Consider the following 10,010-nt stretch of genomic DNA (forward strand, 5'->3'; position numbering starts at 1 on the left):
CCGTGGGCCGCAATGTATCCGGCAGCTCGAATTGTTCGGGCTTGCGAGAAAGGCGAGACGGGAATGACCAAGATTGACCGACACGTGACAGGAGCAACCGCTGATGCCCGTCCTATGAAGGGATTCAGGCATCGTGAAGACGGCTCGATGACTCTTCTCGGGATCTTCATATTGATGAGCTCCCTGCTGGTCGTTGGCATCGGGGTCGACATCATGCGCTATGAGCGCGACCGCGCGCATCTTCAGAACACGCTTGACCGTGCGGTGCTTGCTGCCGCCGACCTCGATCAGCCGCTTTCACCCGAAGCCGTGGTTCAGGATTACTTTGCCAAGGCCGGATTGTCTGACAGCCTGACCAACGTTAGCGTGACCGAAACACTGGGATCACGCACCGTGACGGCCTCGGCCGAAATGCAGGTCGGCACCTTCTTCATGCAAATGACCGGCGTCGACCATCTGTCAATTTCAAATGTCAGCACCGCGCAGGAGGCCATCGACTCGGTCGAGATCTCTCTTGTTCTCGACGTCTCCGGCTCCATGGGCAACTACGGGCGTCTGACCAACCTGAAATCTGCGGCGAAGGAATTCGTCGACAGCATGTTTGACAATTCCGAGGCTGGCACGGTGACGATCTCGATCGTACCATATGCCACGCAGGTGACCGCGCCCCAGCAGTTGTTTGACCAGCTGAACGTCAAATTCCGCCCGATCGAGGCGGTCATCGACACGATGACCGAAGAACAGATCACAGCAATTGCAGATCACGAAACCGCTGCTGCCGCCCATGCGCGCGCTCACAACCTGTCCTTGTGCATCAACTGGCCAGGAGACGAATTCACCAACACGTCCATCAGCTCCGAAACAGAATATGAACGCACGCTGCATTTCGACCCGTGGGACAATTTCGACGGCCGCGACAATGACCCGGTCGATCTGGTGCGCAACCCGGTTTGCGAAGCTGACTCAAGACGCGAAATGATCCTGCTGTCGGACAACCGCGGCGCGTTGAAAAACTATATCGACGGGTTTTACGCGGACGGAAACACATCCCTGGATGTCGGCATGAAATGGGGCTCGATCCTGCTTGACCCCAGCTTCCAGCCCATCGCGGCACAACTTGCCGACCCCGCAATCGGTCTGGTCAGTCCCGCGTATGCGGACCGCCCGGTGGCGCATAACGATGCCGAAACGATCAAGGTGATCGTGCTGATGACGGATGGTCAGAATACCGACCAGTATTTCATGAACGAAAACTTCCGTCTGGGAGATTCCAACATCTGGTGGAACGAACAGGAAGAGATCTATTCGGTCTACCTGGGCCAGGACGAGGATGACGACAACAACAACGGTCGCACCGATGATGGCCTGTATTACTGGCCCTGGAACGACACATTTCAGGACCATGCCTATGGTGAAGGTGTCTTCGAAGAGACCGAAACCACGTGGGAGTGCCGGTCCTGGCGTCGTAATGGCTCATGCCGGAACTACCGCCAGGTGACCACCACGGTCGTCTATGATGAACCCGGTGAGGCGGTCTTGCTGAGCTATCCCGAGCTTTGGGCATGGACATCAATGCAACGGATCGTCGAGGCTTTGTACGAACCCTTCATGAACGACAATGACGCCTGGAACGACTGGTATTGGGATGTCTTCGACTGGGTCGGCCACTCGACCAAGAACGCGCGCACCCAGGCCATCTGCAACGCATCCAAGGAAAACGGGACGATCGTCTTCACCATCGGCTTTGAAGCACCGACCTCGGTGATGCCGTTGCTGAGAGACTGCGCAAGTTCCCCCGCACACGCTTTTGATGTGGATGGGTTGGAGATCTCGGACGCCTTTGCGGCCATCGCCTCCTCCATCCGCCAGCTGAGGTTGACACAATGATGCGGTTCGCCATGAAGCCATTCCGCCGCTTCGCGCGGGAAGAGGATGGCAACTCGACCATCGAGTTCTCGCTCCTGTTCATTCCGATGTTCACGATGCTTCTTTGGTCGGTTGAACTGGGTATGATCCACGTCAACTACTCGATGCTGGAACGCGCGGTGGATTCGACCGTCCGCGATCTGCGACTGGGGACCGGCACGGTGCCGACCCATGATCAGATCCGCGATGCAATCTGCGAGCGGGCGGCCTTCGTGACCGACTGTGACAGCGACGTTCGCCTGGAAATGGTGCGGATTGACCCGTTCAACTGGGCCAATCCACCGACCACCGCGGACTGCGTGGACAGCACCCAGCCGATCCATCCGGTGCGTTCCTTCATCAACGGTGCCAGCAATGAACTGATGTATCTGCGCGTCTGTGCGAAATTCGATCCCATCCTGCCGCATATCGGCATGGCGGACCGGATTCAACTGGACGGCGATGGTCAGTACAAGCTCGTGACCGCCTCCGCCTTTGTGCAAGAACCGAGGTAAGCACATGTCAGTCCTCAAATCCCTTTTGGCGCGCATCAAACGGTTCCGTCAGGACACGGCCGGCAACGGGACGATCGAATTCTGTCTTTTCATGCCGATTCTGTTCTGGGCATATGGCGCAAGCTACGTGTTCTTTGACGCCTACAGACAGAGCGCGATGAACCTGAAAGCCGCCTATACGGTGGGCGACCTGATCTCGCGCGAGACGCAGGCGATCACACCGGCTTACATCGACTCGCTCTATAACATCACCAAACTGCTGACGCGAACCGACACGCCGATGTCCATGCGCATCACGGTGATCCGCTGGGACGAAGAGGACGACATCTATTACCTCGACTGGTCCCAGGTCCGCGGAGACGTGTCTGCCATGACGCAGGCCCAGGTCGCTGATATCAAGCCAAAGCTGCCCGTCATGCCAGACGAGGAACGCGTGATCCTGGTCGAGACATGGAACACCTGGAACGGTGTAATGCGCACCGGTCTGGGCACGCAGGTCCTGGACAATTTCGTCTTTACCCGGCCACGATTTGCGCCGCAGGTGATCTTCGAAGGCGGCGACGCCTAATCGCGCTCGCGCAGTCTGATCAGGATCAGATCGGCCATCACCTTGCCCTGCGAGGCCGGGGTGACACCGCCCACACCGATCCGGCGTCCAAAGCGCCACCAGAGCCCCGGTTCCCATCGACGGGAGGCCGGGGTTCTGGTTTTCAACATGAAGCCGTTGGACGGCTTGAACGCCAGCGCGCCGCGTTCGACATTGATGATATCGTCCATGTGCACGATCATCTCGCCACTCTGATCGACAATCCCCTCATCGGTCAGCTCGATCCAGCCTTCCGTCGCGCGGCGCATCTTGTCTCCAAACCAGACAGATCCCCCGCCCATGACGATCAGGAACACTTGCCAGCCAAAGGAGGGAGGCGTCGCCAGGGCGATATAGACCAGCAATGCGCCCAGGAAAAACAGCATGCCGATCCCCAGCCAGCGGCGTGATTGCGACGCTTCCACCCGGCCCCGGAACTGATCTGACATGGCGCTGCCCCCCGCTTGACTGGCGCGGCTTTAGCGCGAAACGGGCCTGCGTGACAGCCCTATTCGGCGGCCTCCCTGCGCAGCACCACCTCGGCCCCCGGCTCTTCGGGCTCATCATCGACCATCTCGGCAGGAAAGCCCGGCGCGCGGATATCAAGCCCCGTGGCCTCTTCCAGGCGGCGGATGATATTCGGGCTCAGCTCACGCGGGCCGAACCGGGCGATTCCATCCTCGAAAATGCGAATAAGCAGGGGGTTGACCTCGATCGGCACACCGGCACGATCCGCCACCTGCTGGAACAGACCGATATCCTTGGCCACCAGATCCATGGTGAACGAGATATCGCGCGACCCGTTCAGGATCACCTGGCTTTCGGTTTCATGCACAAAGGACGTGCCCGAGGAAATCCGGATCGCCTCATAGGCCGTCGCCAGGTCCATTCCGGCCCCCTTGGCCACCGTCAGAGCTTCGGCGCAGCTCACCAGATTGGCCGTGGCCAGGTAATTCGTGATGACTTTCAGAATCGAGGCACTGCCCAGATCGCCGGTATGCAAGACCCGCCGCCCCATAACCGTCAGCAAAGGCAGAATCCGCTCGAACGTGGCTCGATCACAGCCCGCAAAAATCGAGATATTGCCCGTATCCGCACGATGGCACCCCCCCGAGACCGGGCAATCGACCGCCGCCCCGCCCCGTTCGATCACCAGCGCGCCCAGGCGTTTCACTTCGGCCTCATCGGTGGTGGACATCTCCATCCAGATCTTTCCCGGACCGACCTCGGGCAGCATCTCCTGCATCACCGCATCGCTGGCCGCAGGGCTCGGCAAGCAGGTGATCACCGCATCGCAAACACGCATCAGATGCGCCGCACTTTCCCCCGCCGTGGCCCCCGCAGCAACCTTGGCCGCCACAAGTTCGGGGTTGAGGTCAAACACCATGACCTGATGACCGTTACGCAGCAAACTGCCAGAGAGTTTGCCCCCCACATTGCCCAATCCGATAAAGCCGATCTGCATGAATAGTCCTCCTGTTTGACGCGCAGCTTTGGAGGCATTTTTTCGACCAGTCGCGCCTGATTGCGACGCTCTGGATACGAATGACAAAATCGCATCCGCCTGCTGCTTCTTTCTGGTCTGAAATACCCAAATGCGCGAGGGCACAGCCCTCGCGCAGATCGGATCGGCAGAGCCGATCCGAAATCTTGCTCACCTCATCGCGCCTGAACCATCTGGCGCACCATGTCCCAATAGATCCCCTGGACCTGGCTCAGAGACAGGCGCCCCCCGGCGCGATACCAGGTGTTCACCCCGGTCAGCATGGCTATCAGTGCCAGAGAGGCCACTTTGGGATCAGCCATGGCGAACACGCCCTGTGCAACCCCGTCACTCAATATCTGTTCCAGCGCGGTTTCATAGGCGCGCCGCTGCGCCTCGACCGCCAGAAAGTTCTCGGGCGAGAGGTTGCGCAGCTCCATGTAGGATATGAAGACCGCATCCGCCCGCTCCAAATTGAAGCGAATGTGAAACCGGGTGAAGGCCTCCAGGCGCTCCTCGGGCACAGCGCCTTTGGGCTCCTCCTGCCAGGCCGCCAACAAGGCGGTCATGTGTTCATCCATCAGCGTGAACAACAGCGATTGCTTGTCCGGCGTGTAATTGTACAGCGCGCCGACCTGCAGGCCGACTTCGCTGGCGATCTGGCGCATCGACACCGCCGCATAGCCCTCGCGCGCGAACAGACGCAATGCCGCCGCGCGGATGCGCGGACCGGTGATATCGGAATGAGAGCCTGCCGTGCGTGCCATGGCAAACAGGTTAACTGAACAGACGTTCAGATAAAACCCCTGCTTGCGCCATGTCTCTCGCTGATGCATCACTTTGAGCATGATGCCCGCGTCCCCGACCCTGATCCTCTGTCTTGCCCTTGCGGGACCTGTCGCACTGGTTGCGGCCTGCACCAAGCCGCCGGATCTGGATGACAGCGTCAGCCCCGCCCTGAAGCACGCCGATTACCCGGATCTGGTTCCGATCGAACAGCTTCTGGGACCCGCCCCCGAGACCCCCGATGCCGACGCCGAAACAGCCGCCGCGCTGGAACGGCGCCTCTCGGGTCTGCAGGCGCGTGCAACCCGGCTGCAAGCCTCCACGGGCATTGATCAGGCGACGCGCGAACGGCTTGGTGAACCACCAGTCACAGACTGAGCCCCACGGTTGCGCGCATCCCTCTGACGGGCTAGAGGAATGGCAACACGCATTTGCCTATTCATGAGGACATCCATGACAACACCGCTTCGTCTCGGCATTGCCGGCCTTGGCACCGTCGGAATCGGCGTTGTGAAGATCGTTCGCCAGCACGCCGCGCTTCTGAAAGCGCGCACCGGACGTGACATCGTGATCACCGCCATCTCGGCGCGCAACCGGGACAAGGATCGCGGCGTTTCCATGTCGGGATATGCCTGGGAAGATGACCCCGTCGCTCTGGCAACCCGCGATGATGTGGATGTCTATGTCGAGGTGATGGGTGGCACGGACGGCCCGGCCAAGGTCTCGACGCAAGCGGCCCTTGCGGCGGGCAAGGATGTTGTCACCGCCAACAAGGCGATGCTGGCCATTCATGGTCAGGCGCTGGCCGAACAGGCCGAAGCGGCAGGCCGCGTGATCCGATACGAGGCGGCCGTGGCCGGCGGGATACCCGTGATCAAGGCGCTGAGCGAAGGTCTGGCGGGCAATGAAATCACGCGTGTGATGGGTGTGATGAACGGCACCTGCAACTACATCCTGACGCGGATGGAAAAGGCGGGCCTGAGCTATCAGGAGGCTTTCGCGGAAGCCGACGGGCTTGGCTATGTCGAAGCGGATCCGACGCTGGACGTGGGCGGCATCGACGCGGGCCACAAGCTGACGTTGCTGTCGGCCATTGCCTTTGGCACCAAGCCCGATTTTGACGGCATGGAACTGGAGGGGATCGAACGGGTCTCGATTGACGATATCCGCGCTGCCGCCGACATGGGCTATCGCATCAAGCTGCTGGGCGTGGCGCAACGCACGGGACGCGGGCTTGAACAACGCATGCAGCCTTGCCTTGTGCCTGCGAACTCTCCCCTGGGTCAGCTTGAGGGCGGCACCAATATGGTGGTGATCGAAGGCGATGCGGTGGAACAGATCGTGCTGCGCGGCCCCGGCGCGGGCGAAGGGCCGACGGCCAGTGCGGTGATGGGCGATGTCTGCGATATCGCCCGTGGGCTGCGTCTGCCCACCTTTGGTCAACCCGCCCATACCCTTGAGACGGCCACGCGCGCGCGCTCGCAACTGCCTGCTCCGTTCTATCTGCGCATGGAGCTGATGGACAAACCCGGCGCGCTGGCCAAGATCGCGACGATCCTGGGCAATTCCGGGATCTCGATCGACCGGATGCGCCAATATGATCATGACGGGACAAACGCGCCGGTTCTGATCGTGACCCACAAGACGTCCCGCGCCGCTCTGGATGATGCGCTGGCTGCGATGGAAACCACGGACGTCATCTCCACGGCACCCGTGGCACTGCGAATCGAACATCTTTGACCCCGGGCAAGACCGGGCACACGCATTAGAGGGACACATCTTTTCCATGACCGAAGATACAGAATTTCGCGACCGCATGCTTTCTCTTGGCCTGGCCCGCGTGGCCGAGCAGGCTGCCCTTGCCTCTGCTGCGCTGATCGGGCGCGGAGATGAGAAAGCCGCAGACCAGGCAGCGGTCAATGCCATGCGCGAACAGCTGAACCTTCTGGATATCGCCGGTGTCGTCGTGATCGGTGAGGGCGAGCGCGACGAAGCGCCGATGCTCTATATCGGAGAAGAGGTCGGCACCGGAAATGGTCCGGGCGTGGATATTGCGCTGGATCCGCTGGAAGGCACGACGCTGACAGCCAAGGACATGCCCAACGCGCTGACGGTGATTGCCATGGGCCCGCGCGGCTCGATGCTGCATGCGCCTGATGTCTACATGGAGAAACTGGCTGTCGGGCCCGGTTATGCGCCTGGTGTTGTGAGCCTTGACATGAGCGCGGCCGAGCGGGTCGAAGCGCTGGCTGCGGCCAGGGGGTGCAAGGCTTCTGACATCACCGTGTGCATACTGGAACGCCCGCGCCATGAGGAGATGATCGCAGGCGTGCGCTCAACCGGGGCCGCGATCCGGCTCATCACCGATGGTGATGTGGCCGGTGTGATGCATTGCGCCGACGCCGACGTGACCGGGATCGACATGTATATGGGCACAGGCGGTGCGCCCGAGGGTGTGCTGGCGGCAGCGGCGCTCAAATGCATGGGCGGCCAGATTTTCGGCCGGCTTCTGTTTCGCAACGATGATGAGCGCGCCCGCGCCGACCGCGCCGGGATCACCGATTTCGACCGCATCTATACCCGTGACGAGATGGTGAAACAGGACGTGATTTTCGCCGCGACCGGCGTGACCGGTGGAAGCCTGTTGCGCGGCATCCGCCGTGAGCCAGGCTGGGTGACCACGGAAACCCTGATCATGCGGTCCAAGACCGGATCCGTCCGCCGGATGGAGTATCGAACGCCCGTCACCTGAGGCGGTGTTTGGGTATTTTCGACCAGAAAGAAGCAGGGGGATACTTGGCGTTTCTCGGGGTAGAACAGTCCATCACCGGGCGGCGCTGGGTCGGTCCTGACATCGCGCTGGAGCGCGCCGCGGATGCGCTGGTTCAGATCTGTGACCTGCCCCGGCCACTGGCGCAGGTCTTGGCGCGTCGTGGGGTGGTGCCGGAAGAGGCCGAGGCGTTCCTGAAGCCGCTTTTGCGGGATCTTCTGCCGGATCCGCGCAGCCTCAAAGACATGGAGACGGCCGCCGCGCGATTCCTGCAGGCGGTCGTTGCGCGTCAGCGCATTGCGATCTTTGCCGATTACGATGTGGATGGCGGCAGTTCGGCGGCTTTGTTGATCTGGTGGCTGCGCGCCATGGGGTTGACGGCAACGCTTTATGTGCCGGACCGCATTGACGAGGGTTATGGCCCCAACCCGCCTGCCATGGCCGGGCTTGCGCGCGATCACGACCTGATCCTCTGCGTGGATTGCGGCACGCTCAGCCATGAGGCGCTGGCCGCCGCGCGGGATGCGGATGTGGTGGTTCTGGATCACCACCTGGGCGGCGAGACCCTGCCGCCTGCGCTGGCGGTTGTGAATCCCAACCGGCAGGATGAAACCGGCGATCTGGGCTATCTCTGCGCGGCGGCCGTGGTGTTCCTGATGCTTGTTGAAGCCGGTCGGCAATTGCGGGAGAGCGGACGGACAGGGCCGGATCTGATCTCGCTGCTGGATCTTGTTGCGCTGGCAACGGTGGCGGATGTGGCCCCTTTGAGCGGTGCCAACCGCGCGTTGGTTCGCCAGGGCCTGGCGGTCATGGCGCGCCGGGAGCGTCCGGGACTGGTGGCTTTGGCGGATGCCGCGCGGCTGGATACGGCCCCCATGGCCTATCATCTGGGTTTTGTTCTGGGGCCAAGGGTGAACGCGGGCGGGCGCATCGGACAGGCCGATCTTGGCGCGCGGTTGCTGGCAAGTTCCGATCCGCATGAAGCTGCCGCCATGGCCGCGCGCCTGGAAGAGCTGAACGCCGAGCGGCGCGAGATCGAAGCACAGGTGCGCCTTGCCGCTCTGGATCAGGCCGAGAGCCGCGGCTTTGACGCACCGCTGGTCTGGGCCGCCGGTGAGGGCTGGCACCCCGGCGTTGTCGGCATCGTCGCCGCACGGCTGAAAGAAGCGGCAAACCGGCCCGCCATCGTCATCGGGTTTGACGGCGAGATCGGCAAAGGTTCGGGGCGATCGGTGTCAGGCGTGGATCTGGGTGCCTCGATTCAACGCCTCGCGCAGGAAGGTCTTCTGATCAAGGGCGGCGGGCACAAGATGGCCGCTGGTCTGACCGTGACGCGTGACCGGCTGGATGCAGCCATGGCGCGCCTGTCGGAGCTTTTGGCACGCCAGGGTGCAGGCGCTGCCGGTCCCGCCGATCTGCGTCTGGATGGCGCGCTGATGCCCGCTGCCGCCACGCCCGAGTTGATCACGGCCCTGGAGGATGCAGGCCCCTTTGGCTCGGCCGCCCCTGCCCCGCGGTTTGCCTTGCCGGACATGGCTTTGAAGTTCGCCAAGCGCGTGGGTGAGAGCCACCTCAAGCTGACGCTATCGGACGGTATGGGCGGGGCGCTGGACGCCATCTGCTTTGGCGCATTCGACAGCGATCTTGGCCCGCGGCTGAGTGCGGGCGACGGCGCACGCTTTCATCTGGCAGGGCGGCTTGAGATCAATCACTGGGGCGGTCGCCAGCGTGTTCAGATGCGCGTGGAAGACGCGGCTCCTGCTGGAAGCTGACTGGCACCAAAATATGTGCCCAAGTGCAAATTTCCGCTTGCGCGCACCGGCTTGATTTCATAATCACGCGCTCACGACCACAAGTGGCCCGTTCGTCTATCGGTTAGGACGCCAGGTTTTCAACCTGGAAAGAGGGGTTCGATTCCCCTACGGGCTGCCAGTTTGGTTAAATCCCTTATTTTTATGGATTTTT

At 61.8% G+C, this 10,010-nt stretch carries 10 protein-coding genes and 1 tRNA gene; 8 read left to right on the forward strand and 3 right to left on the reverse strand.

Going from position 1 to position 10,010, the window contains the following annotated elements; genetic code table 11:
* Window positions 1–63 precede the first annotated feature (63 nt).
* From WAO69_RS00650 to WAO69_RS00660, 3 genes are read left to right on the forward strand one after another with little or no spacing between them, the layout of a single operon-like run.
* The gene (locus tag WAO69_RS00650) at window positions 64–1,887 is read left to right on the forward strand and encodes a pilus assembly protein TadG-related protein (protein WP_422175690.1); all 1,824 of its coding nucleotides are present in this window, start codon (window positions 64–66) and stop codon (window positions 1,885–1,887) included.
* Window positions 1,884–2,420: a TadE/TadG family type IV pilus assembly protein gene (locus WAO69_RS00655; protein ID WP_422175692.1), complete on the forward strand. Its 537-nt coding sequence runs from the start codon at window positions 1,884–1,886 to the stop codon at window positions 2,418–2,420. The genes WAO69_RS00650 and WAO69_RS00655 overlap by 4 nt, the downstream gene beginning before the upstream one ends.
* 4 nt (window positions 2,421–2,424) lie before the next feature.
* Window positions 2,425–2,988 carry a TadE/TadG family type IV pilus assembly protein gene (locus WAO69_RS00660; RefSeq protein ID WP_422175694.1) on the forward strand — a complete coding sequence of 188 codons (564 nt, stop codon included), beginning with the start codon at window positions 2,425–2,427 and terminating at the stop codon, window positions 2,986–2,988.
* On the opposite strand, the gene WAO69_RS00665 is transcribed toward WAO69_RS00660, so the two are convergent.
* The 3 genes from WAO69_RS00665 to WAO69_RS00675 form a co-directional block, all read right to left on the reverse strand.
* Entirely contained in the window at window positions 2,985–3,455 is a 471-nt protein-coding gene (locus WAO69_RS00665; RefSeq protein WP_422175696.1) for a hypothetical protein, read from the reverse strand. The two genes, WAO69_RS00660 and WAO69_RS00665, sit on opposite strands and share 4 nt — an antisense overlap.
* 59 nt (window positions 3,456–3,514) lie before the next feature.
* Window positions 3,515–4,471: an NAD(P)-dependent oxidoreductase gene (locus WAO69_RS00670; RefSeq protein WP_422175698.1), complete on the reverse strand. Its 957-nt coding sequence runs from the start codon at window positions 4,469–4,471 to the stop codon at window positions 3,515–3,517.
* Between the two features lie 194 nt (window positions 4,472–4,665).
* Window positions 4,666–5,256 (reverse strand): TetR/AcrR family transcriptional regulator, encoded by a 591-nt coding sequence (locus WAO69_RS00675; protein ID WP_422175706.1) that lies wholly within the window; start codon window positions 5,254–5,256, stop codon window positions 4,666–4,668.
* 79 nt (window positions 5,257–5,335) lie between these two features.
* Here WAO69_RS00675 and WAO69_RS00680 point away from each other — a divergent pair, with 79 nt between their 5' ends.
* From WAO69_RS00680 to WAO69_RS00700, 5 genes are all read left to right on the forward strand, one after another.
* Window positions 5,336–5,653 carry a hypothetical protein gene (locus tag WAO69_RS00680; protein WP_422175700.1) on the forward strand — a complete coding sequence of 106 codons (318 nt, stop codon included), beginning with the start codon at window positions 5,336–5,338 and terminating at the stop codon, window positions 5,651–5,653.
* 75 nt (window positions 5,654–5,728) lie between these two features.
* A complete protein-coding gene (locus WAO69_RS00685) occupies window positions 5,729–7,015 on the forward strand; it encodes a homoserine dehydrogenase (protein WP_422175702.1) in 1,287 nt (428 codons plus the stop codon).
* Between the two features lie 37 nt (window positions 7,016–7,052).
* On the forward strand, window positions 7,053–8,027 hold the full coding sequence (gene glpX / locus WAO69_RS00690; RefSeq protein ID WP_422175708.1) for a class II fructose-bisphosphatase: 975 nt from the start codon (window positions 7,053–7,055) through the stop codon (window positions 8,025–8,027).
* 44 nt (window positions 8,028–8,071) lie between these two features.
* Window positions 8,072–9,817, forward strand: a complete 1,746-nt coding sequence (recJ, locus tag WAO69_RS00695; protein ID WP_422175704.1) for a single-stranded-DNA-specific exonuclease RecJ — start codon at window positions 8,072–8,074, stop codon at window positions 9,815–9,817.
* A gap of 85 nt (window positions 9,818–9,902) precedes the next feature.
* A tRNA-Glu gene (locus WAO69_RS00700) sits at window positions 9,903–9,977 on the forward strand.
* Window positions 9,978–10,010 lie beyond the last annotated feature (33 nt).

This window comes from Aestuariivita sp. (genome assembly GCF_049276915.1).
Lineage (GTDB): Bacteria > Pseudomonadota > Alphaproteobacteria > Rhodobacterales > Rhodobacteraceae > Aestuariivita.

Excerpts from the sequence above, each read along its gene's own strand:
- WAO69_RS00670 (WP_422175698.1), bottom strand. The coding sequence starts at position 4,471 with ATGCAGATCGGCTTTATCGGATTGGGCAATGTGGGGGGCAAACTCTCT.
- WAO69_RS00665 (WP_422175696.1), bottom strand. The coding sequence starts at position 3,455 with ATGTCAGATCAGTTCCGGGGCCGGGTGGAAGCGTCGCAATCACGCCGC.
- WAO69_RS00685 (WP_422175702.1), top strand. The coding sequence starts at position 5,729 with ATGACAACACCGCTTCGTCTCGGCATTGCCGGCCTTGGCACCGTCGGA.
- WAO69_RS00660 (WP_422175694.1), top strand. The coding sequence starts at position 2,425 with ATGTCAGTCCTCAAATCCCTTTTGGCGCGCATCAAACGGTTCCGTCAG.
- WAO69_RS00675 (WP_422175706.1), bottom strand. The coding sequence starts at position 5,256 with ATGGCACGCACGGCAGGCTCTCATTCCGATATCACCGGTCCGCGCATC.
- WAO69_RS00680 (WP_422175700.1), top strand. The coding sequence starts at position 5,336 with ATGATGCCCGCGTCCCCGACCCTGATCCTCTGTCTTGCCCTTGCGGGA.
- WAO69_RS00655 (WP_422175692.1), top strand. The coding sequence starts at position 1,884 with ATGATGCGGTTCGCCATGAAGCCATTCCGCCGCTTCGCGCGGGAAGAG.
- WAO69_RS00650 (WP_422175690.1), top strand. The coding sequence starts at position 64 with ATGACCAAGATTGACCGACACGTGACAGGAGCAACCGCTGATGCCCGT.